Source organism: Streptomyces sp. SJL17-4, assembly GCF_036826855.1.
Lineage (GTDB): Bacteria > Actinomycetota > Actinomycetes > Streptomycetales > Streptomycetaceae > Streptomyces.
Window position 1 is genome coordinate 6,855,881 of the sequence record NZ_CP104578.1, and the last position, 23,502, is coordinate 6,879,382.

Annotated in this window: 21 protein-coding genes and 1 tRNA gene; 15 read left to right on the forward strand and 7 right to left on the reverse strand. The window is 72.1% G+C overall.

The genetic code is table 11. The annotated features are described in order from the left end of the window. Positions 1 to 5: 5 nt before the first annotated feature. Entirely contained in the window at positions 6 to 533 is a 528-nt protein-coding gene (locus N5875_RS30880) for a gluconokinase (RefSeq protein WP_318206930.1), read from the reverse strand. A 147-nt stretch (positions 534 to 680) separates the two neighbouring features. Between N5875_RS30880 and N5875_RS30885 the strand changes: the two genes are divergently transcribed. The 4 genes from N5875_RS30885 to N5875_RS30900 all read left to right on the forward strand — a co-directional run bounded on the left by N5875_RS30885 (position 681) and on the right by N5875_RS30900 (position 4,933). Continuing rightward, entirely contained in the window at positions 681 to 1,382 is a 702-nt protein-coding gene (locus N5875_RS30885) for an FCD domain-containing protein (protein ID WP_338497459.1), read from the forward strand. A 225-nt stretch (positions 1,383 to 1,607) separates the two neighbouring features. Beyond that, positions 1,608 to 3,065, forward strand: coding sequence for an amino acid permease (locus N5875_RS30890; protein ID WP_318206928.1), 1,458 nt, complete (start codon positions 1,608 to 1,610; stop codon positions 3,063 to 3,065). A 123-nt stretch (positions 3,066 to 3,188) separates the two neighbouring features. Next, positions 3,189 to 4,304 carry an S-(hydroxymethyl)mycothiol dehydrogenase gene (locus tag N5875_RS30895; protein WP_338497461.1) on the forward strand — a complete coding sequence of 372 codons (1,116 nt, stop codon included), beginning with the start codon at positions 3,189 to 3,191 and terminating at the stop codon, positions 4,302 to 4,304. Continuing rightward, on the forward strand, positions 4,304 to 4,933 hold the full coding sequence (locus N5875_RS30900; RefSeq protein WP_318206926.1) for an MBL fold metallo-hydrolase: 630 nt from the start codon (positions 4,304 to 4,306) through the stop codon (positions 4,931 to 4,933). Before N5875_RS30895 ends, N5875_RS30900 begins: the two co-directional genes overlap by 1 nt. On the opposite strand, the gene N5875_RS30905 is transcribed toward N5875_RS30900, so the two are convergent. Then, entirely contained in the window at positions 4,917 to 5,843 is a 927-nt protein-coding gene (locus N5875_RS30905; protein WP_318206925.1) for a pseudouridine synthase, read from the reverse strand. The genes N5875_RS30900 and N5875_RS30905 overlap by 17 nt on opposite strands. Positions 5,844 to 5,930: 87 nt before the next feature. Beyond that, positions 5,931 to 6,018 (reverse strand) — tRNA-Leu (locus N5875_RS30910). Positions 6,019 to 6,226: 208 nt separating this feature from the next. Here N5875_RS30910 and N5875_RS30915 point away from each other — a divergent pair. The 3 genes from N5875_RS30915 to N5875_RS30925 all read left to right on the forward strand — a co-directional run bounded on the left by N5875_RS30915 (position 6,227) and on the right by N5875_RS30925 (position 8,879). After that, positions 6,227 to 7,552 carry a M20/M25/M40 family metallo-hydrolase gene (locus tag N5875_RS30915; RefSeq protein WP_318206924.1) on the forward strand — a complete coding sequence of 442 codons (1,326 nt, stop codon included), beginning with the start codon at positions 6,227 to 6,229 and terminating at the stop codon, positions 7,550 to 7,552. A gap of 144 nt (positions 7,553 to 7,696) precedes the next feature. Then, on the forward strand, positions 7,697 to 7,930 hold the full coding sequence (gene chpH, locus N5875_RS30920) for a chaplin ChpH (RefSeq protein ID WP_318206923.1): 234 nt from the start codon (positions 7,697 to 7,699) through the stop codon (positions 7,928 to 7,930). Between the two features lie 139 nt (positions 7,931 to 8,069). Beyond that, positions 8,070 to 8,879 (forward strand): chaplin, encoded by an 810-nt coding sequence (locus N5875_RS30925; RefSeq protein WP_318206922.1) that lies wholly within the window; start codon positions 8,070 to 8,072, stop codon positions 8,877 to 8,879. Positions 8,880 to 8,942: 63 nt separating this feature from the next. On the opposite strand, the gene N5875_RS30930 is transcribed toward N5875_RS30925, so the two are convergent. Further along, positions 8,943 to 9,131 carry a DUF5703 family protein gene (locus N5875_RS30930; RefSeq protein WP_015032473.1) on the reverse strand — a complete coding sequence of 63 codons (189 nt, stop codon included), beginning with the start codon at positions 9,129 to 9,131 and terminating at the stop codon, positions 8,943 to 8,945. 47 nt (positions 9,132 to 9,178) lie between these two features. Between N5875_RS30930 and N5875_RS30935 the strand changes: the two genes are divergently transcribed. Then, positions 9,179 to 9,871 carry a hypothetical protein gene (locus N5875_RS30935; RefSeq protein ID WP_338497467.1) on the forward strand — a complete coding sequence of 231 codons (693 nt, stop codon included), beginning with the start codon at positions 9,179 to 9,181 and terminating at the stop codon, positions 9,869 to 9,871. Between the two features lie 113 nt (positions 9,872 to 9,984). Here N5875_RS30935 and N5875_RS30940 read toward each other — a convergent pair whose 3' ends face one another. After that, a complete protein-coding gene (locus N5875_RS30940; RefSeq protein ID WP_338497469.1) occupies positions 9,985 to 12,366 on the reverse strand; it encodes a helix-hairpin-helix domain-containing protein in 2,382 nt (793 codons plus the stop codon). Beyond that, a complete protein-coding gene (locus N5875_RS30945) occupies positions 12,363 to 13,340 on the reverse strand; it encodes an aldo/keto reductase (RefSeq protein WP_318206919.1) in 978 nt (325 codons plus the stop codon). Before N5875_RS30945 ends, N5875_RS30940 begins: the two co-directional genes overlap by 4 nt. Before the next feature lie 130 nt (positions 13,341 to 13,470). Here N5875_RS30945 and N5875_RS30950 point away from each other — a divergent pair, with 130 nt between their 5' ends. Then, complete coding sequence (locus N5875_RS30950; protein WP_030315937.1) at positions 13,471 to 14,520, forward strand: LLM class F420-dependent oxidoreductase; 1,050 nt, start codon at positions 13,471 to 13,473, stop codon at positions 14,518 to 14,520. A gap of 234 nt (positions 14,521 to 14,754) precedes the next feature. Continuing rightward, positions 14,755 to 15,540 (forward strand): ferritin-like domain-containing protein, encoded by a 786-nt coding sequence (locus N5875_RS30955; RefSeq protein ID WP_318207368.1) that lies wholly within the window; start codon positions 14,755 to 14,757, stop codon positions 15,538 to 15,540. A gap of 21 nt (positions 15,541 to 15,561) precedes the next feature. Here N5875_RS30955 and N5875_RS30960 read toward each other — a convergent pair whose 3' ends face one another. After that, the gene (locus N5875_RS30960; protein WP_338499317.1) at positions 15,562 to 16,554 is read right to left on the reverse strand and encodes a magnesium and cobalt transport protein CorA; all 993 of its coding nucleotides are present in this window, start codon (positions 16,552 to 16,554) and stop codon (positions 15,562 to 15,564) included. A gap of 129 nt (positions 16,555 to 16,683) precedes the next feature. On the opposite strand from N5875_RS30960, the gene N5875_RS30965 reads away from it, so the two are divergent. From N5875_RS30965 to N5875_RS30985, 5 genes are all read left to right on the forward strand, one after another. After that, positions 16,684 to 17,373 carry a histidine phosphatase family protein gene (locus N5875_RS30965; RefSeq protein WP_318206918.1) on the forward strand — a complete coding sequence of 230 codons (690 nt, stop codon included), beginning with the start codon at positions 16,684 to 16,686 and terminating at the stop codon, positions 17,371 to 17,373. A 68-nt stretch (positions 17,374 to 17,441) separates the two neighbouring features. Further along, positions 17,442 to 18,032 carry a DUF3090 domain-containing protein gene (locus tag N5875_RS30970; RefSeq protein ID WP_030315944.1) on the forward strand — a complete coding sequence of 197 codons (591 nt, stop codon included), beginning with the start codon at positions 17,442 to 17,444 and terminating at the stop codon, positions 18,030 to 18,032. Beyond that, positions 18,029 to 18,835 carry an SCO1664 family protein gene (locus N5875_RS30975; RefSeq protein WP_318206917.1) on the forward strand — a complete coding sequence of 269 codons (807 nt, stop codon included), beginning with the start codon at positions 18,029 to 18,031 and terminating at the stop codon, positions 18,833 to 18,835. Before N5875_RS30970 ends, N5875_RS30975 begins: the two co-directional genes overlap by 4 nt. A gap of 159 nt (positions 18,836 to 18,994) precedes the next feature. Next, positions 18,995 to 20,224, forward strand: a complete 1,230-nt coding sequence (gene mshC / locus N5875_RS30980; RefSeq protein WP_338497471.1) for a cysteine--1-D-myo-inosityl 2-amino-2-deoxy-alpha-D-glucopyranoside ligase — start codon at positions 18,995 to 18,997, stop codon at positions 20,222 to 20,224. 117 nt (positions 20,225 to 20,341) lie between these two features. Further along, on the forward strand, positions 20,342 to 23,437 hold the full coding sequence (locus N5875_RS30985) for an NPCBM/NEW2 domain-containing protein (protein WP_338497472.1): 3,096 nt from the start codon (positions 20,342 to 20,344) through the stop codon (positions 23,435 to 23,437). Positions 23,438 to 23,502 lie beyond the last annotated feature (65 nt).

The window sequence follows — 23,502 nt, forward strand, 5'->3', positions numbered from 1 at the left end:
GGAGATCAGCCGGCGAGGGCGCGCAGCGCGGCGGCGGCCCGGGCGGCGATCTCCTCGGGGGTGCCGGAGACGTCGACGGCGACGCCGGCCTCGTCCTCCTGCAGCGGCTGCAGGGTGGCGAACTGGGAGTCGAGGAGCGCCGTCGGCATGAAGTGGCCCTTGCGGGCCCCCATGCGCCGCTCGATCAGCTCCCGGTCACCGGTCAGATGAAGGAAGACCACACCGGGGGCCGCGGCGCGGAGCCGGTCCCGGTAGCTGCGCTTCAGCGCGGAGCTGCTCACCACACCGCCGAGCCCGGCCCGGTCGTGCGCCCACGCGCCGATGGCGTCCAGCCAGGGCTCGCGGTCGCTGTCGTCCAGGGGGATGCCGGCCGACATCTTGGCCACGTTCGCCGCCGGGTGGAAGTCGTCGCCCTCCGCGTACGGAAGGCCGAGGGCTTCGGCGACCAGCGGGCCGATCGTGGTCTTGCCGGTCCCGGCGACGCCCATCACGACGACGACCGTCCTCGTCCTGGGCTGGGGGGTGGTGCTCATGGGTGGTGCCTCGCTGTCTTCTTCGACATCGATCCGTCGCGCCCATGAAACCCATTGGGTACGACGTATTCAAGAGGCTGTGACGTAAAAGTAGTACTTTTAATTCCCGATGTGATCATCCCCGTGAGCGCGCATAGGCTTGCCACCATGACGACACCGGCCCAGGGGCTCCACTCGCACGTCCTCGCCACCCTGGGCCTCGCGATCACCGCCGGGGAGTACCCGCCCGGCACGGTGCTGCGCACCGACGAGCTCGCCCAGCGCTTCGACGTGTCCCGGACCGTGGTCCGCGAGGTCGTCCGCGTCCTGGAGTCCATGCGCCTCGTCGAGTCCCGCCGCCGCGTCGGCGTGACCGTCCTCCCCATCGCCGGCTGGAACGTGTACGACCCCCAGGTCATCCGCTGGCGCCTCGCGGGCGCCGACCGGCCCCGCCAGCTCCGTTCGCTCACCGTGCTCCGCTCGGCCGTCGAACCGGTCGCCGCCGGCCTGGCCGCCGAGAACGCCACCCCCGAGCAGTGCCGCGAGCTCACCGAGCACGCCCTCGGCATGGTCGCCACCTCGCGCGGCCGGCGCCTGGAGGAGTACCTCGTCCACGACATCGCCTTCCACCGGGTCGTGCTCAACGCCTCGGGGAACGAGATGTTCGCCCGCCTCGGCGACGTCGTCGCCGAGGTCCTCACCGGCCGCACCCATCACCACGTGATGTTCGAGGACCCCGACCCGGCCGCCGTCACCCTCCACGTCCAGGTCGCGGAGGCCGTACGGGAGCGGGACGCGAACCGCGCCGAGGAGCTCACCCGCCAGATCGCGGTCGGCGCCCTCCAGGAACTGGACGTTCTCGCTCCGTGACACCCCGCGGTGACACGGCGCGGTGACACACCGCGGTGACGCGGAGCCCACGAGAGACTTACGCGCCGGTAAAGCTCTGAACTAGCTCAAATATGGGCGTTCAGTGACATGCGCCACAGTCAGTTACCGCCCCTTGCCGTGAGGATGTGCGCTGGCCGTGCCGGGGAGACCCCCACCAGGCACGGCCGGGTACCGCACAGCCCCCTCACGAAGGCGAACAACTCCATGAGTGACCGCGTCATCGCGGCCGACCCGCTGTCCGCCGCCAAGGCGAACCCGGCCGCCCCCCACGTCGACGCCGGCGACGCCGGATACCGCAAGGACCTCAAGTCCCGCCACATCAACATGATCGCCATCGGCGGCGCGATCGGCACCGGCCTCTTCCTGGGCGCCGGTGGCCGGATGTCCCAGGCGGGCCCCTCCCTCTTCATCGCGTACGCGGTCTGCGGCGTCTTCGCCTTCTTCGTCGTGCGGGCCCTCGGTGAGCTCGTGCTCTACCGCCCCTCGTCCGGTGCCTTCGTCTCCTACGCCCGTGAGTTCATGGGCGAGAAGGGCGCCTACACGGCCGGCTGGCTGTACTTCCTCAACTGGTCGACCACCGCCGTCGCCGACATCACCGCGGCCGCGACCTACGCCCACTTCTGGTCGATGTTCAGCGACGTCCCGCAGTGGATTCTCGCGCTGATCGCCCTCGCGGTCGTCCTCGCCGCCAACCTCATCTCCGTGAAGTACTTCGGTGAGATGGAGTTCTGGTTCGCGATCATCAAGGTCGGCGCCCTCGTCGCCTTCATGCTGATCGGCATCTTCCTCGTCGTGACCTCGCACGACGTCGGCGGCCACACCCCGGGCCTCGCGAACATCAGCGACAACGGCGGCATCTTCCCCAACGGCATGATGCCGATGCTGCTGCTCATCCAGGGCGTCGTCTTCGCCTACGCCTCCGTCGAGCTGTGCGGCGTCGCCGCCGGCGAGACCGAGAACCCCGAGAAGATCATGCCGAAGGCGATCAACTCGATCATGTGGCGCGTGGGCCTCTTCTACGTCGGCTCCGTCGTCCTGCTCGCGCTGATCCTCCCGTACACCGCGTACTCCGGAGACCAGAGCCCCTTCGTCACCGTCTTCGACAAGCTGGGCATCCCCGGCGCCGCCGGCGTGATGAACCTGGTCGTCCTCACGGCCGCGCTCTCCAGCCTCAACTCGGGCCTCTACTCCACCGGCCGCATCCTGCGCTCCATGTCGCTCTCCGGCTCCGCGCCGAAGTTCACCGGCGTCATGAACAAGGGCGGCGTCCCCTACGGCGGCATCCTGCTCACCGCCGCCTTCGGCGTCATGGGCGTCGCGCTCAACTACGTGATGCCCGGAGAGGCCTTCGAACTGGTCCTCAACTTCGCCTCCATCGGCATCATCGGCACCTGGGCCATGATCATGGTCTGCTCGCTGCTGTTCTGGCGCAACGCCGAGCAGGGCAAGCTCACCCGCCCCGGCTACAACCTGCCCTGGGCCCCGTACACCCAGATCGTGACCCTCGTCTTCCTCGGCTCCGTCCTCGTCCTCATGTGGATGGACGGCGGCATCAGCCGTACCACCGTCAACTGTCTGCCGCTCATCGCGGCGGCCCTCGTCGGCGGCTGGTTCCTCGTCCGCAAGCGGGTCCGTACGACCGCCGCGGCGAACCGCGACTGACCTCCCCCCACGGGACAGGGTCGGGACCCCCGCAGGCACCGCCTGCGGGGGTCTCGCCTTTTGTCAGGAGATAGTGGTACGCAAGAGCCTTACAAGATCCGGTCGGAGGAAGGGAAGTTCGCGATGCCGCAGCACGTCCAGGGGGTCATCGCCCCCGGCAGGAACGAACCGGTACGGGTCGAGACGATCGTGATCCCGGACCCCGGCCCCGGTGAGGCCGTCGTGAAGATCCAGGCCTGTGGCGTCTGCCACACCGATCTCCACTACAAGCAGGGCGCGATCAACGACGAGTTCCCCTTCCTGCTCGGCCACGAGGCCGCCGGAATCGTCGAGTCGGTCGGCGAGGGCGTCACCGACGTCGAGCCCGGCGACTTCGTGATCCTCAACTGGCGTGCGGTGTGCGGCCAGTGCCGCGCCTGTCTGCGCGGCCGCCCCTGGTACTGCTTCGACACGCACAACGCCAAGCAGCGGATGACCCTGCTTGGGGGCACCTCCCGTGCCGGAGGCTACGGGGGAGGTACGGAGCTCTCCCCGGCCCTCGGCATCGGCGCCTTCGCCGAGAAGACCCTCGTGGCCTCCGGCCAGTGCACCAAGGTCGACCCCGCCGTCGCCCCCGAGGTCGCGGGCCTCCTCGGCTGTGGCGTGATGGCCGGCATCGGCGCCGCCATCAACACCGGAAACGTCGGCCGCGGCGACACCGTCGCCGTCATCGGCTGCGGCGGCGTCGGTGACGCGGCGATCGTCGGCTCCCGCCTCGCCGGAGCCGCGAAGATCATCGCCGTCGACATCGACGACCGGAAGCTGGAGACGGCGAAGGCGATGGGCGCGACCCACACCGTCAACTCCCGCTCCACCGACCCCGTCGAGGCGATCCGCGAGCTCACCGGCGGCTTCGGCGCCGACGTCGTCATCGAGGCCGTCGGCCGCCCCGAGACGTACCAGCAGGCCTTCTACGCCCGCGACCTCGCCGGAACCGTCGTCCTCGTCGGCGTCCCCACCCCCGAGATGAAGCTCGAACTCCCGCTCCTCGACGTCTTCGGCCGCGGCGGCGCGCTCAAGTCCTCCTGGTACGGCGACTGCCTGCCCTCCCGCGACTTCCCGATGCTCGTCGACCTGCACCAGCAGGGCCGCATCGACCTCGCCGCCTTCGTCACCGAGACCATCGGCCTCGGCGACGTCGAGAAGGCCTTCGGCCGCATGCACGAGGGCGACGTCCTGCGCTCGGTGGTGGTGTTCTGATGGCCGCCCGCATCGACCACCTCGTCACCTCCGGCACCTTCAGCCTCGACGGCGGCACCTGGGACGTCGACAACAACGTCTGGATCGTCGGCGACGACACCGAGGCGATCGTCATCGACGCCGCCCACGACGCCGAGGCCATCCTCGCCGCGCTCGACGGCCGCACCCTGCGCGCCATCGTCTGCACCCACGCACACAACGACCACATCGACGCGGCCCCGGCGCTCGCGGCCGCCACCGGCGCCCGCATCCTGCTCCACCCCGCCGACCAGCCGCTGTGGAAGCAGACCCACCCCGACCACAGCCCCGACGGCGAACTCGCCGACGGCCAGGTCCTCACCATCGCCGGCACCGACCTCACGGTCCTGCACACCCCGGGCCACGCCCCCGGCGGCATCTGCCTCCACGCCCCCGACCTGGGCACGGTCTTCACCGGCGACACCCTCTTCCAGGGCGGCCCCGGCGCCACCGGCCGGTCCTTCTCGGACTTCCCGACGATCGTCGACTCGATCCGCGCGAAGCTCCTCACCCTCCCGCCGGAGACGGTGGTCCGCACCGGCCACGGCGACACCACCACGATCGGAGCCGAGGCCCCGCATCTGGAGGACTGGATCAAGCGGGGCCACTGAGAGCCAGCCGGCTCTCGAAGCGCGCCTCCTGACCCGTGAACGGGTCGGTGAACTCCAGCGTCCGCGCCAGCAGTCGCAGCGGACGCCGGAAGTCCTCCGGCCCGTCCTCACGGACCACCGGATAGATCGGATCGTCCAGGATCGGCAGCCCCAGGGCGTTCATGTGCACCCGCAGCTGATGGGTCCGCCCGGTGACGGGCACCAGCCGGTACCGCCCGAGCCCTCCCGCGTGTCCGACGAGCTCGATCCGGCTCTCGGCGTTCGGCTCGCCCGGCACCTCCCGGGCGGCCATCACCCCGCGCTCCTTCTCGATCCGGCTGCGCACCGTCACCGGCAGCTCCACCCCCGGCTCGTACGGCGCCACCGCCTCGTACTCCTTGCGCACCAGCCGGTCCCGGAACAGCGTCTGGTACGCCCCCCGGTCCTCCGGCCGTACGACGCACAGCACGAGCCCCGCCGTCAGCCGGTCGAGCCGGTGCGCCGGCTGGAGCTGCGCGAGCCCCAGCTCCCGCCGCAGCCGCGCGAGCGCGGTCTCCGTGACGTGCCGCCCCCGGGGCATGGTCGACAGGAAATGCGGCTTGTCGGCCACGACGATCCGCTCGTCCCGGTACACCACCCCGACCGGGAACGGCACCGGCTCCTCCACGGGAAAGTCCCGGTGGAACCAGAGATACCGGCCCACGGTGTACGGATCGTCCCCGGCCACCGGCCCGTCGACCCCGACGAACCGGCCCTCGCCGAGCATCTCCTCGATCCGCCCGGACCCGACGGCCACCCCGTACCGGTCGAGCAGATGCTCCCGCACGGTCCCCCAGACCCCACCCGGGTCCTCCGGCAGCCGCAGCCGCACGGGATCGATCCCGTCCCGCTGCGGCAAGGGCGCGACCGGCGCCTTCGCTCTCCGTCTCACGGCTCCGCCTCGTGACCGCACGTACACGTACACGTACACATGCTCATGCCGAAAGTCCCGGTCGATGAGATCGACCGGGACTTCGTGTGGTGTCCGAGGGGGGACTTGAACCCCCACGCCCGATAAAGGGCACTAGCACCTCAAGCTAGCGCGTCTGCCATTCCGCCACCCGGACAAGGTGTCTGTCTTCCTGGCCGCTGGGCCCTTCCGACGAGGAAAACCATAGCAAACATTCGGGGTGGCAGATCACCACCCCGGGGCGCCCCCGACGTGTGACGGCCGCATGTCGGCCGAGGGCCGCCCTTGGGCCGGGAGGGGGCGACGCGGGAGGATGGGGCGAGGACCGAAGCAATCACGTGGGGCACGTAGTGGGAGGAAGCAGCGTGAGCGAGTCGAACACGGGCCGAAGCATCACCGCCGAGAACGAGGTCGTGGACCTCTGTCGCGACCTCATCCGCATCGACACCAGCAACTACGGCGACCACTCCGGCCCGGGGGAGCGGGCGGCGGCGGAGTACATCGCCGAGAAGCTCGCGGAGGTCGGACTCGAGCCCAAGGTCATCGAGTCGCACCAGGGGCGGGCCTCCACCGTCGCCCGCATCGAGGGTGAGGACCCGTCGCGGCCCGCCCTGCTCATCCACGGCCACACCGACGTCGTCCCGGCCAACGCCGAGGACTGGACCCACCACCCCTTCTCGGGCGAGATCGCCGACGGCTGCGTCTGGGGCCGTGGCGCCGTCGACATGAAGGACATGGACGCGATGACCCTCGCGGTCGTACGGGACCGGCTGCGCAGCGGCCGCAAGCCCCCGCGCGACATCGTCCTCGCCTTCCTCGCCGACGAGGAGGCCGGCGGCACCTACGGCGCCCGGCACCTGGTCGACAAGCACCGGGACCTCTTCGACGGGGTCACCGAGGCCATCGGCGAGGTCGGCGGCTTCTCCTTCACCGTGAACGAGAACCTGCGGCTCTACCTGGTCGAGACCGCCCAGAAGGGCATGCACTGGATGCGCCTGACCGTCGAGGGCACGGCCGGCCACGGCTCGATGACCAATGACGACAACGCCATCACCGAGCTCTGCGAGGCCGTCGGCCGGCTCGGCCGTCACCAGTGGCCGGTACGGGTCACCAAGACCGTCCGCTCCTTCCTGGACGAGCTCTCCGACGCGCTGGGCACCCCCCTCGACCCCGAGGACATGGACGGCACCCTCGCCAAGCTCGGCGGCATCGCCAAGATGGTCGGCGCCACCCTGCGGAACTCGGCCGCCCCGACCATGCTCGGCGCCGGCTACAAAGTGAACGTGATCCCCGGCCAGGCCACCGCGCACGTCGACGGACGCTTCCTGCCCGGTTACGAGCAGGAGTTCCTCGCCGACCTCGACCGGATCCTCGGCCCGAACGTGAAGCGCGAGGACGTCCACGGGGACAAGGCCCTGGAGACCAGCTTCGACGGCGCCCTGGTCGACGCCATGCAGCTGGCGCTGCGCGCCGAGGACCCGATCGCCCGCGCCGTGCCGTACATGCTGTCCGGCGGCACCGACGCGAAGTCCTTCGACGACCTCGGCATCCGCTGCTTCGGCTTCGCCCCGCTCCAGCTGCCGCCGGAGCTCGACTTCGCCGGCATGTTCCACGGTGTGGACGAGCGGGTCCCGGTCGACGGCCTGAAGTTCGGTGCCCGCGTCCTCGACCGCTTCATCGACGCCTGCTGACGGCGCCGTACGCGGAATTCGTCCGGGTGTTTGTGTGTGACCGGAAAGAGTGAATGAACTCGGGGGCTCGTAGCCCCCACCATTCCCCCTCGTTACAGGTGGTGCGGTCCGCGGCTGGGACCGCATTTCCAACTAGGAGGAATAATGATCAAGAAGGTCGTCGCTGCTGCGGCTGCCACTGGCGGTCTGGTTCTCGCGGGTGCGGGCATGGCCGTTGCCGACGCGGGTGCCCAGGGTGCGGCCATCGGTTCCCCCGGTGTCCTCTCGGGCAACGTCGTCCAGGTGCCGGTTCACGTCCCCGTGAACGTGTGCGGCAACACGGTCTCCGTGATCGGGCTGCTGAACCCGTCCTTCGGCAACACCTGCGTCAACGCCTGACGTTGAGCCTCGCCCCGTGAGGGTGTGAGCCGGTCCGGCCCCGGAGTGCGTGCCATGCACTCCGGGGCCGGTGGCCATTTCCGCCCCGGGCGTTTCGCCCGGTGGCGCTCTTTCGAAGCCGATCAGGCAGGAACAAGCTATGCGACAGGTCACACGCAAGGGTCTTGTCACCATTGCGGCAGCCGGCGGCGTTTTCGCCGCCGTAGGCGGCGGTTACGCGCACGCCGATTCCGGTGCCAACGGTGCCGCCACGAATTCCCCGGGCGTCGCGTCCGGAAATTCCGTCCAGGTCCCGGTGCACGTGCCGGTGAACGCCTGCGGAAACACCGTCAACGTCGTCGGACTTCTCAATCCGGCGATGGGCAACAAGTGCGCCAACACCTCCAACCCGGGCAAGCCCGGCAAACCGGGTGGCGGGTCCTCCGCCGACGGGCACACCAGCGACTCTCCGGGCGTCGGCTCCGGCAACAACGTCCAGGTGCCCGTGGACGTCCCTGTCAACGTGTGCGGCAACAGCATCACGGGCATCGGCCTGGGCAACGCCGCCGCGGGCAACAACTGCGGCAACGGCATCGAGCCGACGCATCCGGGGAACCCCGGGAATCCGGGCAACCCCGGGAATCCTGGGAACCCCGGCAACCCCGGCAACCCCGGTAATCCGGGGAACCCTGGCAACCCGGGGACTCCTGGGAACCCCGGTACGCCCGGCACTCCGGGCACGCCCGGTACTCCCGGAACCCCGGGTACGCCCGGCAACCCGGGTACTCCCGGCGGGCCCGGTGACGGCGGTGGGTCGAACACCCCGAGCGAGCACAGCGTCACTCCGCCCCGTGCCGTCGAGGAGCTCGCCGAGACCGGTTCCGGTCCGCTCGGCGTGATCGTCCCCGCCGGGGCCGGTCTGCTGCTCGCCGGTGCGCTGATCTACCGCCGGTCCCGCGCCGCAGCCTGACCCGCGGCGTACGACGCACCACGCACAGGGGCCCCGCAGACCGCGGGGCCCCTTCTCGTCGCTCTACCAGGTCGCTCGTACCTGGCGGATGATCCGCCGCTTCAGCCGCACTCTGCGGCTCCCGTCCCGGTGCAGGCTCAGACGGTCCAACTCCCAGTGTCCGTACTCGGCATGGTCGGTCAGCAGCCGCGTCGCCTCCTTGCGGGAGACACCGCGCGGCACGTACACGTCGACAAATTCGTATTCCGGCATCGCATCTATTGTGCGGGCATGGGCCCGCTACGGATAGCGTGCGTCCCATGTCTGATGCTGCGCAGCCCACCGCTGCCGAGGTACGTGCCGCCGCCGAGGCGGTCAAGGCCGCACTGGACCGTCACCTCACGGCGGTCGAACGCCGCACGGGTGACGACGACCCGGACGTCTACGAAGCCTTCAACGCCCTCGCCGGGGCGGCCGAGGCGTACGACGAACTCCTCTACGACCGCTACGACGAGGTCACCCCCTTCGAGATCCCCGGAGCGGACGGTTCGTTGCCGCCGTACGCCGGACCCGACGAACCGCATGCACTCAGCCTCCTGATCCGCCGCGACTACGCCGTGGCGGAACCGAAACGTCTCCTCGCCCAGGCCCGCCGTATCGCCGAGATCGACGGCGAGGCGGACGCCACCGGGCCCGGCGCCCGTGCCGGGGTCTCGCCGCTCGCCGCGCTCGGGGTGCTCTTCGGCGAGTACGAACCGGACGAGATCGCCTCCCGGCACAAGGAGTTCGGCCTGGAGGAGGGCGACTCCACGCTGTGGGTCACCGCCGCCGAGGAGCTCCCGGAACCGGGGGAGTGGCTCAACGCCCCCTTCGAGCACGCCGATCCGGAGCGGATCGTCTGCCGCTTCGACGTCAGCTCCGTCTTCGACGAGGACGACGACGAACACGACGACAGCGATGACGGCGACAGCGACGACGGCGGCGGCGGCGGGGCCGGCGGCGCCGCCTCCTGAAGGAGCCGCGGGGGAGCGCGAAACGCGGGGAGACGGCGGAGGGCCGGGACACCACGATCGGTGTCCCGGTCCTCCGCCGTTCCGCGTTCCGGCCGCGCCCCCGGGCCCCGCGCCTACTCCTCGGGCACGGCCAGCAGCGCTTCCAGGAGCGGCCGCAGTCGCGTCGTACGCTCCGGGGCCACCCCCTCGGCCACCGCGCGGGGCAGCGCCTGGTCCACGCCGTGCACGACGGACAGATGACGCTCCGCGCGGCCGAACGCCGTGTACACCCACGGCCTGCTCAGCCCACCGGCGGCGTCGCCCGGCAGCACCACGACCACCGCGGGCCACCGCGCCCCGGCCGCCTGGTGCGCGGTGAGCGCCCAGCCGTGCCGCAGCGCCGACTCCACCCGCTCCTTCGGTACGAGGAGCTCCTCGTCGCCGCACCGCAGCCGCAGCCCCTCGGCGTCGGCCGACAGGACCGTGCCCGTCACCGTCCGCCCCGGCACGGCCGCGTACGCCACCCGGTCCCCGGGGTCGAAACCGCCGAACCGGCCGGGACCGGGGTTCAGCCGTTGCTTGAGCGCGGCGTTCAGCGCACGCGTACCGGCCGAGCCGCCGTGGCCGACCGTGACGACCTGCGTCTGCTCGGCCGGCACCCCGATCGCCCGCGGCACCGAGTCGGCCACCAGCTGGACGGTGCGGTGCACGGCCTCGCCGGCGTCCCGCACGGGGACGATCACGATCTCCTTGCCGGGGGCCTCGACCTGGTTCAGTTCGCCGGCGCCGACGCCCGAGACCAGCTCGCCGAGCGGGCCCGGGTCGGGCACGCGCGAGGCGATCCGCGGGCACACCCGGGCCGCGAGCACGTCGCCGAAGACCTGGCCGGCACCCGGCGCGCCGAGAACCGCCGGGTCGCCGCTCAGCACCAGCCGGCAGCCGTCGGGCAGCGACTCGACGAGCATCGCGGCGGTCTCCACGTCCAACTGCGGCGCGTCGAGCACCACCAGGAGGTCCAGGGCGAAGGCACCCTCCTCGTCGCGGCCGGGCCCGGCCGCTCCGGAGAGCAGCGCTGCGACCGTCACCGCGTCCGCCCCGGCGGTGCCGAGCGCGCGCCGCCCGCCGTCCGCGTGGACGGCGACCAGGGTGCGCAGCCCGCGCTCGCGGGCGGCCGCGGCGAGGGCGACCGGCTCGGCGCGGGAGGCCTCGCCGCCCGTGTGCAGGACGAGGCCGTGGGCCCCGGCGGCCCGTGCGAGCTCGGAGCCCTCCCAGGCGTCGGCTGTCGCCGTCCTGACCAGCCGGGCGAGGCCGTCCGCGAGGCTCTCCTCCGCGAGCGCGTACCGGTCGAGCCCGAGCAGCACGGGCGAGGCCGGCTCCTCGGCGGCGGCCTCCGCGGCCTCCGGCGACTCCTCGTCCTCTTCGGGCTCCTCCTCGGCCGTCTCCTCCTCCTGGAAGACGAGGACCGCGCCCGCGGACACCGCCTCCTCGACGGCCGACCCGGGATCGGGCACCGCGTGCCCGGCGAGTCCGGCGCGCACGGTGTCGATCTCCAGCGCCGTGTGTCCCTGGAGCGCGGCCCGCTCCAGGAGCCACACCGTCAGGGCGACCGTCCGGCGCGGGTCGTCAGGGCCGCACGCGGCGCCGAGCAGCGCCCGCGCGAAGCCGTCGGCCTGCTCGGGGCGCACCCCGGAGACCGCGAGCAGCTGCCAGGGGTCGTCGAGCAGGGCCTGGTGCGCGCCCTCGCCGAGCGCGGCGGCGACCTGGCCGGCCAGCGCCTCGGGGGCGCCGCCCTTGGCCAGGACCTCCCGCACGGCGGCGGTGGTGCCGGGTGCCGGGGCGGACCCCTGCGCCGGTACGGGAGGCCGCACCGTCATGGCGGGGGCCGCTTCGGGGGTGGGCCGACGGGGTGCGGGCTCCGGGGCCTCGTAGAACGCGCTGCCGGAGGCCGCGCCGCCCTCCACGGCCCGGACGGCCGCGAGCAGATCGGCGGCCGTGCCGCTCAGCTTGGCGCCGCTCGCCAGGGGCCCTTCCTTCTCGGCCTTCCGCGCCTCGATCTTCGCCCGCAGCTCCCGCTGCGCGGCGAGCTCGGCCTGCGCGTCGCTCAACTCGGGCGTGTCGGAGGCCTTGGCGACGGCGTCGCCGCCCGCGCCGGGCTCCTCGGACGCCCCGGATGCCGCGTCGGCCGCTTCGGCGGCCTCGGCGTCAGTGGACTCCGGAGACGCGTCGGCCCCAGCGGGCTCAGCCGACTCCTCGGTCGCGTCGTCGGTCGCGGCGGGCTCGTCCGGCTCCTCTGCCGCGCCGTCCGCGGCGGGCTCGTCCGGCTCCTCTGCCCCGCCTGGCTCCTCGGCCGGCGGCGGCTCCTCGTCGGTCGCGGGCCCCTCGGCCGACGCCGACTCCTCGGCCGTCCCCGGCTCCTCCGGCTCGGCGGCTCCCTGCCGTACGTCCTCCTGGACGTCCTCGGTGGGTGCCACGTCCTCGGGTGCCTCGGGCGCGGTCTCCCCGGAAGGCTCGGTCACAAGGTGCTCCAGTCGTGATCCGGATAGCGGTGCACGGGCGCCGACACATCGTCCAGCGCCCGACAGATCTCGTCAGGAAGACTAAGGGTCTCCACCGACAACGCGGCCGTGAGCTGGCGCGCCGTGCGCGCGCCGACGATCGGCGCGGTCACCCCGGGCCGGTCGCGGACCCAGGCGAGCGCCACGTGCAGCGGGGTCGTCGCGAGGCCGTCGGCCGCCGTCGTGACCGCGTCCACGATCCTGCTCGCGGCCTCGTCCAGGTACGGCTCCACGAACGGCGCCATCGTCTCGGAGGCGCCGCGCGAGTCGGACGGGGTCCCGCTGCGGTACTTGCCCGTCAGGACCCCGCGCCCCAGCGGGGACGAGGGCAGCAGGCCTATCCCGAGGTCCTGCGCCGCCGGCAGCACCTCGCGCTCCACGCCCCGCTGGAGCAGCGAGTACTCCAGCTGCGCCCCCGCGAGCCGGGTCCGGTCCCCGCCGAGCTGCCAGGTGCCCGCCTTGGCGAGCTGCCAGCCGCAGAAGTTCGCCACGCCCGCGTACCGCGCCCGCCCGCTGCGTACCGCGATGTCGAGCGCCTGGAGCGACTCCTCCAGCGGTGTGTACGGGTCGAAGGCGTGCAGCTGCCACAGGTCCACGTGGTCGGTGCCGAGCCGGGCGAGGGAGGCGTCGAGCGCGGCGAGCAGATGCCCGCGCGAGCCGTCCGTACGCCGGTCGGGGTCGGGCACGCTGCCCGCCTTGGTCGACAGGACCAGGTCCTGCCGGGACACGAGCCGCTCCATGAGACGGCCGAGCAGATACTCCGCCTCGCCCCCGCCGTACACGTCGGCGGTGTCCACGAGCGTGCCGCCCGCGTCCCAGAACGACTTCAACTGCTCGGCGGCGTCGTGCTCGTCGGTGTCCCGGCCCCAGGTCAGGGTGCCGAGTCCGATGCGCGACACGCGCAGGCCGGTACGTCCGAGATGCCTCTGCTCCATGGGCGCGAGATTACTGGCCAGGGCACCACGCGGAGAGAGCCTGTGGACAACCGCGTCCTGACGGATGCCGCGACCGCGCGCTAGAGTCCCGCCCACAAGGACGTTACCGATGGGTAAGGGGTGCGTGGACATGCGGCTCGGCATCAACCTCGGCTACTGGGGTGCGGGCATGGACGGCGACAACCTCGCCGTCGCCCAGGAGGCGGACCGCCTCGGCTACGACGTCTGCTGGGCCGCCGAGGCCTACGGCTCCGACGCGCCCACCGTGCTCGCCTGGGTCGCGGCGAAGACGGAGCGGATCGACGTCGGCTCCGCGATCATGCAGATCCCGGCCCGGCAGCCCGCGATGACGGCCATGACAGCCGCCACCCTCGACTCGCTCACCGGCGGCCGCTTCCGCCTCGGCCTCGGCGTCTCCGGACCGCAGGTCTCCGAGGGCTGGTACGGCGTGAAGTTCGACAAGCCGCTCGCCCGGACCCGCGAGTACGTCGAGATCGTCCGCAAGGCGATGACCCGGGAGCGCCTCAGCTACGAGGGCGAGCACTGGACCCTGCCGCTCCCCGGCGGCCCCGGCAAGCCGATCAAGCTCACCGTGCACCCGGAGCGCGAGCACATCCCGCTCTACATCGCCGCGATCGGCCCGAAGAACCTGGAGCAGACCGGCGAGATCGCCGACGGCGCCCTGCTGATCTTCCCCTCCGCCGCCCACCTGGAGGAGACCGCGCTCCGGCACATCCGCGCGGGCCGCGAGAAGGCCGGTCTGACGATGGACGGCTTCGACGTCTGTCCGACCGTGCCGCTCGCCCTGGGGGACGACGTCGACGCCCTCGCCGACGTGTTCCGCCCGTACACCGCGCTCTACGTCGGCGGCATGGGCAGCCGCAAGCAGAACTTCTACAACCAGCTCGCACAGCGCATGGGGTACGAGAAGGAGGCCGCCGAGATCCAGGACAAGTACCTGGCCGGTGACAAGGCGGGTGCCGCCGCGGCCGTACCGCAGAGCCTGATCGACCAGACCTCGCTGCTCGGCTCCGTCGAGCGGATCGCCGAGCGGATGACGGCCTACGCGGAGGCCGGCGTCACCACGCTGACCCTCGCCCCGGCCGGCTTCACCCTGGACGAGCGGGTGGCGGCGCTGCGAGCGGGCGTCGAGGCGATGGAACGAGCCGGACTGGCGTGACCCCGGGGGGCGCCGTCAGGGAGAGGTTCTGCGGCCGTGGTGGGGGCTCGGGGGTCTTCCCCGCCACGGCCGTCACGCTGCACAACGGCTTCACGGGGCCCTCGGTTACGCCCTCGGGACTCACTCTTTCGGCCGAGTCGTCCGGCCCTCCTGTTGCCCCTCGCCGCGGACCGCACTTGACTCGTTCTCCCGGGGGCCGGACGGAGTGCGGACATGCGCACGGAGGTGGCGGCGATGCTCACGGCCAAGGGCCTGTTCCAGGAAATCATCGACAACGACGAGTCCTTCGCGCTCTTCTGCTCGATCGCGGCGAGCGGAGAGTCCCAGGGCGGCTGGGAGAACGCCCGGATCGCGGCACTCGTCGCCCCCGGCATGAGGGATCTCACCCCCAAGATCACCCGGCACGGAGCCGACGAGGACAAGCACGGCCGGATCTTCAACGCGTTGATGAAGAAGCGCGGCCTCGAACCCGTCCCGGTGCCGCCCGACACCGACTACACGATGCTGCTCGAACAGCGCGGCATCGGCCTCGCGCACGACAAGCTGCGCCGCGACGAGCCGCTGAACGAGCAGGACATCGTCGTCTACCTCGCCCACAGCCGGGTCACCGAGCAACGGGCCGCCGACCAGATGGACATGCTGGTCACGTACTTCGGGGACCACCCCGAACTCGGCAAGGCCATCCACATGATCGACGACGACGAGGCCAACCACCTCGCCTACTGCCACGAGGAACTGCTGCGCCTCGCGCGCGCGGGACACGGCCGGCTCATCCAGCGGACCCTGCGCGAGTCCGCCCTCGTCGAGATCCAGGTCTACCGCGACGTCAGCCTCGCCGTGATGGGGCACATGGGACGGATCCTGGGCTGGCCCCGCCCGAAGGCCGCCGTCCTCGCCGCCGGCATCCGCGGGATGTACGCGTACGAGCGCGCCGCGGGCTGGCACCGGATGGTCGGCCTGAAGATGCCCGAGCGACGCGACGCCCTCGGCGGGCCCGCGACCCCGGCACCGGCCTTCTGACCCGCACCGGCGGGCCGAGGCTCACATCCAGCCGCGCCGCTTGAACATCCGGTACAGGGTCATGACGATGCCCGCCATCACCACGACCACCACCGGGTACGACCCCACCCAGCGCAGCTCCGGCATGTGGTCGGAGTTCATGCCGTAGATGCCCGCGACCATCGTCGGGACCGCGGCCATGGCCGCCCAGGCGGAGATCTTCCGCATGTCGTCGTTCTGCCGCACCCCCATCTGCGCGAGATGGGCGGACAGCACGTCCGACAGGAGCCGGTCGAGCCCCTCCACCTGCTCGTTGGCGCGCAGCAGATGGTCGTTGACGTCCCGGAAGAAGGGCTGTGACAGCTCGTTCACGAACGGCACCGATCCGGCCGTGAGCCGGGCCATCGGCCCGGCGAGCGGACTGCTGGCCCGCCGGAACTCCAGGACCTGCCGCTTCGCCGTGTAGATCCGCTCCGCCGTGTTCGCCGGATTGCCGCCGGTGGGCGCGAAGACGTCCGCCTCCAGCTCCTCCAGGTCCACCTGGAGCTCTCCGGCCACATCGAGGTAGTGGTCCACGATCGCGTCGCTCACCGCGTACAGCACCGCCGTCGGCCCGTGCTTCAGCACCTCGGGGTCGGCTTCCAGCCGTCGGCGCACCTGCGCGAGCGGAGCGCCCTCGCCGTGCCGGACGGTCACCACGAAGGAGTCGCCCATGAAGAGCATCAGTTCGCCCGAGGAGACCCGGTCGCTCTCCGGCTCGTAGACGATCGGCTTGAGCACCGCGAACAGCGAGTCGTCGTAGACCTCCAGCTTGGGTCGCTGGTGGGCCTTGAGGGCGTCCTCGACGGCCAGCGGGTGCAGCGCGAACTCCGAGGCGACATGGTCGAATTCCGCCTCGGTGGGTTCGTGGAGCCCCACCCACAGAAAGGCGTCCCCGGTGGCCCGCGCCTCGTCGAGCGCGTCGGAGAGGTCGGCGGGGCCGTCCGTACGGCGCCCGTCCCGGTAGATGGCTGAGTCCACGATCACGCGCCGTATTCTCCATCGATCGGCCTCGCGACGCACGCGTGGATCCGCCCGGAGGCCGTCGGCCCCACGAGGCCGGGCACCGCCGGGCACTGCTGGGCACCGCCCGGCAGCGCCGGGGCACCGCCTAGGCTGGCCGCCATGGCCACGCTGATCCTCGTCCGGCACGGACGCTCCACCGCCAACACCTCCGGGGTCCTCGCCGGGCGCACCCCCGGGATCTCCCTCGACGAGCGGGGCGCCGCGCAGGCCGCCGCGCTCCCCGGGCGCCTCGCGGACGTCCCGCTCGCCGCCGTCGTCTCCAGCCCCCTCCAGCGCTGCCGGGAGACCGTACGGCCCCTCCTCGACGCCCGTCCGGACCTCCCGCTGCACGTCGAGGACCGGATCAACGAGTGCGACTACGGTGACTGGTCCGGCCGGAAGCTGGCCGAGCTCAACGACGAACCCCTGATGGAGGTCGTCCAGGCGCACGCCTCCGCCGCGGCCTTCCCCGGCGGCGAGTCCATGCGCGCGATGCAGGCCCGCGCCGTCGACGCCGTCCACGACTGGAACGCGCGGATCGAGGCCGAGCACGGCGAGGACGCCGCCTACGTCATGTGCTCGCACGGCGACATCGTCAAGTCGATCGTGGCGGACGCGCTCGGCCTCCACCTCGACCTCTTCCAGCGCGTCCACGTCGACCCGTGCTCGGTCACCGTCATCCGCTACACGCGCCTGCGTCCCTTCCTCGTCCGCCTCGGCGACACCGGCGACTTCGCCGGATTCGCGCCGCGCGAGCACCCGGACAGCAGCGGGACCGCTGAGGTCGGGGGCGGTGCGGGCGCACCGTGATCCCCTCGCGCAGTAGGGTGGACGCGCCGCTGTAGTACGACTGTCGAGACGCAAGGGAGCCGGGAAACGTGTCCCGTCAGGTGTTCCTCTACGACCCACCGGAGCGTTTCGTGGCCGGTACGGTCGGGCTGCCTGGCCGCCGTACGTTCTTCCTCCAGGCGTCCGCCGCCGGCCGGGTCACCAGCGTCGCCCTGGAGAAGACACAGGTCGCCGCCCTCGCCGAGCGCATGGACGAACTCCTCGACGAGGTCGTCCGCCGCACCGGGGGCAACGCCCCGGTCCCCGCCGTCGCGCCCGCCGAGGTCGCCGACACGGCCCCCCTCGACGTACCCGTCGAGGAGGAGTTCCGGGTCGGCACCATGGCGCTCGCCTGGGACGGCGAGGAGCAGCGCATGATCGTCGAGGCGCAGGCGCTCGTCGAACTCGACGTGGAATCCGAGGAGGACCTCGCCGAGGCCGAGGAGCGGCTGCTCCAGGACGAGGAGAACGGCCCGCCGATGCTCCGGGTCCGCCTCAGCGGTGCCCAGGCCCGCGCCTTCGCGAAGCGGGCCCTGGACGTCGTCAACGCCGGCCGTCCGCCGTGCCCGCTGTGCAGCCTGCCGCTCGACCCCGAGGGCCATGTCTGCCCGCGCCAGAACGGATACCGCCGCGGAGCATGAGCAGCAGCCGCCCGACGCCCCAGGACGCCGAGCTGCTCGCCCACGGTGAGCTGACCGTGCGGGGCCAGGTCCGCGAGGCCTCCAACGCCGTGCTCTACTGCTCCGTCGCGTACGAGGGACGGGAAGAGGCCTGCGTCTACAAGCCGGTCGCGGGGGAGCAGCCGCTGTGGGACTTCCCCGACGGCACGCTCGCCCAGCGCGAGGTCGCCGCGTACGAGATCTCCGAGGCCACCGGCTGGGGCCTGGTCCCGCCGACCGTGCTCCGCGACGGGCCGTACGGGGAGGGCATGGTCCAGCTGTGGATCGAGGCCGACCCCGAGGCACGACTGCTCGCCCTGACCGAGGACGACGAGGCGGGCGAGGGCTGGAGGGCCGTCGGGCCCGCCCAGGTCGACGAGGACCGCACCGCGCTCCTCGTCCACGCGGACACCCCCGAACTGCGGCGGCTCGCCGTCCTGGACGCCGTCATCAACAACGGCGACCGGAAGGGCGGACACCTGCTGCCCGTCCCCGGCGGACACCTCTACGGCATCGACCACGGGGTCACCTTCCACGTCGACGACAAGCTGCGCACCCTCCTGTGGGGCTGGGCGGGCGAGGAGCTGCCCGCGGAGGCGGCCGGGGTGCTCGACGCCCTCGGCCGCTCCCTGGCCCCGGGAGAGCCGCTCGCCGCCCGTCTGGCGGACCTGCTCACGGATGCCGAGGTGACGGCCGTACGCGCCCGCGTGGAGGCGCTGCGGACCACGGGACGGCACCCGGAGCCCTCGGGTCAGTGGCCGGCGATCCCCTGGCCGCCCGTCTGACCGGACCGAAAGGTTTCGGCCATCCCTGTGGACGGTCACCCCGGGGGCATGCACCCCTGGGGGGTATACATGCACGCCTCCGACCCGCAAGAGCGCCTAATAGGTCAAGATCCCGGATCCGGTTCGTATCCGGAACACCTGTCCGGTTACGCTCGGGTCATGCATGCCTGGCCCGCTTCTGAGGTCCCCGCCCTTCCCGGCAAGGGCCGCGACCTCCGGATCCACGACACCGCGACCGGTGGACGAGTGACCCTCGCCCCCGGCCCCGTCGCCCGTATCTACGTCTGCGGCATCACGCCGTACGACGCGACCCACATGGGTCACGCGGCGACCTACAACGCGTTCGACCTCGTTCAGCGCGTGTGGCTCGACACCAAGCGGCAGGTGCACTACGTCCAGAACGTCACGGACGTGGACGACCCGCTCCTGGAGCGCGCGATCCGCGACGGCATCGACTGGGTCGGCCTCGCCGAGCGGGAGACCGCCCTCTTCCGCGAGGACATGACCGCCCTGCGGATGCTGCCCCCGCAGCACTACATCGGCGCCGTCGAAGCCATACCCGGCATCGTCCCGCTCGTCGAGCGCCTCCGGGACTCCGGAGCCGCCTACGAGCTCGAAGGCGACATCTACTTCTCCGTCGACGCCGACCCGCACTTCGGGCAGGTCTCGAACTACACCACCGAGCTGATGCGCCACCTCTCCGCCGAGCGCGGCGGGGACCCGGACCGTCCGGGCAAGAAGAACCCGCTCGACCCGATGCTCTGGATGGCCGCCCGTGAGGGCGAGCCGAGCTGGGACGGCGCGAGCCTCGGCCCCGGCCGCCCCGGCTGGCACATCGAGTGCGTCGCCATCGCCCTCGACCACCTCGGCATGGGCTTCGACGTGCAGGGCGGCGGCTCCGACCTGATCTTCCCGCACCACGAGATGGGCGCCTCCCACGCCCAGACCCTCACCGGCGAGTTCCCCATGGCGAAGGCGTACGTCCACGCCGGCATGGTCGCCCTCGACGGCGAGAAGATGTCCAAGTCCCGGGGCAACCTGGTCTTCGTCTCGAAGCTCCGCCGGGACGGCGTCGACCCGGCCGCCATCCGGCTCGCGCTGCTCTCCCACCGCTACCGCGACGACTGGGAGTGGACCGACCAGGTCCTCCAGGACGCGATGGAGCGTCTCGGCCGGTGGCGCGCCGCCGTGTCGCGCCCCGACGGCCCGTCCGCCGACGCGCTCGTCGAGGAGCTCCGCGAGGCCCTGTCCGACGACCTCGACACCCCCACCGCGCTCGCCGCGGTCGACCGCTGGGCCGCGCTCCAGGCGGCCGAGGGTGGCACCGACGACTCCGCTCCCGGTCTCGTCTCCCGCGCCGTCGACGCACTGCTCGGTGTGGCCCTGTAACGCGCAGGACCGCGCAACTCCCCTTTCAGGCAACCGCCCTTGGACTTCTCGCCGAAGTCCGAGGGCGGTTCCGTTTTGTCCTGGCGGGAATGCTCGTTCCTGCGCTAAATAAGCTCCATGCAATCATCATCACGCATGAAAGTTGCACTCGCCGGAGCCGTCCTCGGGCTCCTCGCGGCCTTCGCGGGACCCGGCACCACCGCGTCGGCCACCCCCACCGACAGCACCGACCAGGCCGGCGCCACGGCACAGGAGCCCGCCACCACGGTCGGCGACCTCACCGGGTTCGCCGCCGACGGGTCCGTCTACCGGCTGACCGCCGGTCAGGCCCAGGCCCGGGTCAGCTTCGTCACCGCCGACACCTTCCGCATCGAACTCGCCCCCGACGGCACGTTCACCGACCCCACCGGCAGCGACATCACGCTGCCCCAGGGCCCGCCCCCGGCCACCCGCTGGCGCGACCTGGGCGACCGCTACGAACTGAGCAGCGCCAAGGTGACCCTGCGCGCCTACAAGTCACCGCTCCGCTTCGCCGCCCTGCGCGCCGACGGCACCCCGCTCTGGAGCGAGTCCCGCGGCCTCAGCTGGACCGCCGACCGCACCACCCAGACCCTCGCCCGCGGCGCCGCCGAGCAGTTCTACGGCGCCGGCATGCAGAACGGCCGCGGCAACACCTCCCACCGCGACAAGACCGTCGAGGTCGGCGTCGACTACAACTGGAACGACGGCGGCCACCCCAACTCCGTTCCGTTCTACCTCTCCTCCGCCGGATACGGCGTCTACCGCAACACCTACGCGCCGAACACCTACGCCTTCACCGAGCCCGTCACCACCAGCGCCGAGGAACGGCGCTTCGACGCCTACTACTTCGCCGGCACCGGCTCCGACGCCGCCAAGGACGTCATCGGCCAGTACACCCGGCTCACCGGCAAGCCCTTCCTGCCGCCCGTGTACGGCCTGGAGATCGGCGACGCCGACTGCTACCTCCACAACGCCAACCGGGGCGAGCGCCGCACCCTCGACGCCCTGAAGGTCGCCGACGGCTACGTCGAGAACGACATGCCCAACGGCTGGATGCTCGTCAACGACGGCTACGGCTGCGGCTACGAGAACCTCGCCGAGGCCTCCGCCGGACTCGGCGAACGCGGCATGAAGCTCGGACTGTGGACCGAGGACGGCATCGACAAGCTCGAAGAGCAGGTCAAGGCCGGCCAGCGGGTCGCCAAACTCGACGTCGCCTGGGTCGGCGAGGGCTACAAGTTCGCCCTCGACGGCTGCAAGGACGCCCACGCCGGCATCGAGGCCCACAGCGACGCCCGCGGCTTCACCTGGGCCCCCGAGAGCTGGTCCGGCGCCCAGCGCTGCGGCGTCCAGTGGTCCGGCGACCAGTCCGGCACCTGGGAGTACATCCGCTGGCAGATCCCGACCTACGCGGGCGCGTCCATGTCCGGACTCGCCTACACCACCGGCGACGTCGACGGCATCTTCGGCGGCAGCGCCAAGACGTACACCCGCGACCTCCAGTGGAAGACCTTCCTGCCGGTCACCATGACCATGGACGGCTGGGCCGCCAACGACAAGCAGCCCTTCCGCTACGGAGAGCCCTACACCAGCATCAACCGCGCCTCCCTCAAGCTCCACGAGGCCCTGCTCCCGTACATCTACAGCCACGCCCACCGGGCCACGAAGACCGGCGTCGGCCTCGCCCGGCCACTCGCCCTGGAGTACCCGGACGACCCCAAGGCATCCACCGACGCCGCCAAGTACGAGTTCCTCAGCGGCGAGGACTTCCTCGTGGCGCCGGTGTACCAGGACGCCGTGGAGCGCGACGGCATCTATCTCCCGAAGGGCACCTGGATCGACTACTGGACCGGCCGCACCTTCGAGGGCCCCGTCACGGTCGACGACTACAGCGCCCCCCTCGACACCCTGCCCCTGTTCGTACGGGCCGGGGCGACCGTCCCGATGTGGCCCGGCGACATCCGCTCGTACACCGACCGCGCCCCCGGCGACCCGATCGCCTGGGACATCTACCCCAAGGGCAGCTCCTCCTTCGAGCTGTACGAGGACGACGGCGTCACCCGCGAGCACCGCACCGGCCGCTACGCCACCCAGCGCGCCGAGGTCCGCGCCCCCGACGGCGGTCCCGGCGACGTCACCGTCCGCATCGGGGCCAGCAAGGGCACGTACACCGGCAAGCCGGCCGCCCGGCCGTACGCCTTCACCGTCCACACCGGCGACGCCCCCGGCCAAGTGAAGCTCGACGGGCGCAACCTGCCCGCCCTCTCCTCCCGTGCCGCCTTCGACGCCGCCTCCCAGGGCTGGTGGTACGACCGCGACAAGCTCGGGGGAGTGGTCCGGGTCAAGACGGCCGCCCTCTCCACCGCGCGCGACGTCGAGCTGAGGCTGAGCGACACCAGCGCGGTCGGCGGCGCCGTACCGGGCGCCTCCGCGACCCTCGCCGCCGCCTCGGGGCAGGAGCTGGGGGCCGGGGCACCCGGCACCGTCGCCGTGGACGTCACCGCGGGCACCCGCGACGCCACCGACGTACGGGTCTCCCTGGACGCACCGGCCGGCTGGCAGGTCACCCCGGCCGCACCGCTCGACCGCGTCCCGGCCGGCACGACCCGCCGGGTCGAGGTCACCGTCACCCCCGCCCCGGACGCCAAGCCCGGCGAGGCCACCCTCACCGCCACCGCCCGGCACCGCGCCGCGGGCACCGACCGCACCGCCACCCAGCGGTTCGCGGTCGGCGTGATGCCCCCGCCGCCGACCGGCGACGCCTGGGCGAGCGACCTCGTCTGGCTGCGCTCCACCAACGGCTGGGGACCGCCCGAACGCGACCGCTCCAACGGCGAGTCCGGCGCCGCCGACGGCCGGACCCTCACCCTGGCCGGCACGACCTACGAGAAGGGCATCGGTGCCCACGCCGACTCCGACATCGAGGTCTACCTCGGCGGCCGCTGCACCACCTTCACCGCCGACGTCGGCATCGACGACGAGATCAACGGCTACGGTGACGTGGCCTTCTCCGTCGAGGCCGACGGCAAGGTCCTGTGGACCTCACCCCGGCTCACCGGCGCCTCCGCGACCCTGCCCGTGAACGTCGACGTGACCGGGGCGCGGCACGTCCGGCTGCGGATCACGGACACCAACGGGTCCAAGAGCGGCGACCACGGGGACTGGGCGGCGGCCCGGTTCGACTGCGCCTGACGCGTGATCTGATCCCCGGCTGACACGACGACGGGAGGGGCGCCCTCGGGCACCCCTCCCGTTCC

Excerpts from the sequence above, each read along its gene's own strand:
- N5875_RS30935 (WP_338497467.1), top strand. The coding sequence starts at position 9,179 with ATGTCTGATGCTGCGCAGCCCACCGCTGCCGAGGTACGTGCCGCCGCC.
- N5875_RS30965 (WP_318206918.1), top strand. The coding sequence starts at position 16,684 with ATGGCCACGCTGATCCTCGTCCGGCACGGACGCTCCACCGCCAACACC.
- mshC (WP_338497471.1), top strand. The coding sequence starts at position 18,995 with ATGCATGCCTGGCCCGCTTCTGAGGTCCCCGCCCTTCCCGGCAAGGGC.
- N5875_RS30885 (WP_338497459.1), top strand. The coding sequence starts at position 681 with ATGACGACACCGGCCCAGGGGCTCCACTCGCACGTCCTCGCCACCCTG.
- N5875_RS30925 (WP_318206922.1), top strand. The coding sequence starts at position 8,070 with ATGCGACAGGTCACACGCAAGGGTCTTGTCACCATTGCGGCAGCCGGC.
- N5875_RS30985 (WP_338497472.1), top strand. The coding sequence starts at position 20,342 with ATGCAATCATCATCACGCATGAAAGTTGCACTCGCCGGAGCCGTCCTC.
- N5875_RS30945 (WP_318206919.1), bottom strand. The coding sequence starts at position 13,340 with ATGGAGCAGAGGCATCTCGGACGTACCGGCCTGCGCGTGTCGCGCATC.
- N5875_RS30900 (WP_318206926.1), top strand. The coding sequence starts at position 4,304 with ATGGCCGCCCGCATCGACCACCTCGTCACCTCCGGCACCTTCAGCCTC.
- N5875_RS30950 (WP_030315937.1), top strand. The coding sequence starts at position 13,471 with ATGCGGCTCGGCATCAACCTCGGCTACTGGGGTGCGGGCATGGACGGC.
- N5875_RS30895 (WP_338497461.1), top strand. The coding sequence starts at position 3,189 with ATGCCGCAGCACGTCCAGGGGGTCATCGCCCCCGGCAGGAACGAACCG.
- N5875_RS30930 (WP_015032473.1), bottom strand. The coding sequence starts at position 9,131 with ATGCCGGAATACGAATTTGTCGACGTGTACGTGCCGCGCGGTGTCTCC.
- chpH (WP_318206923.1), top strand. The coding sequence starts at position 7,697 with ATGATCAAGAAGGTCGTCGCTGCTGCGGCTGCCACTGGCGGTCTGGTT.
- N5875_RS30975 (WP_318206917.1), top strand. The coding sequence starts at position 18,029 with ATGAGCAGCAGCCGCCCGACGCCCCAGGACGCCGAGCTGCTCGCCCAC.
- N5875_RS30880 (WP_318206930.1), bottom strand. The coding sequence starts at position 533 with ATGAGCACCACCCCCCAGCCCAGGACGAGGACGGTCGTCGTCGTGATG.
- N5875_RS30890 (WP_318206928.1), top strand. The coding sequence starts at position 1,608 with ATGAGTGACCGCGTCATCGCGGCCGACCCGCTGTCCGCCGCCAAGGCG.
- N5875_RS30955 (WP_318207368.1), top strand. The coding sequence starts at position 14,755 with ATGCTCACGGCCAAGGGCCTGTTCCAGGAAATCATCGACAACGACGAG.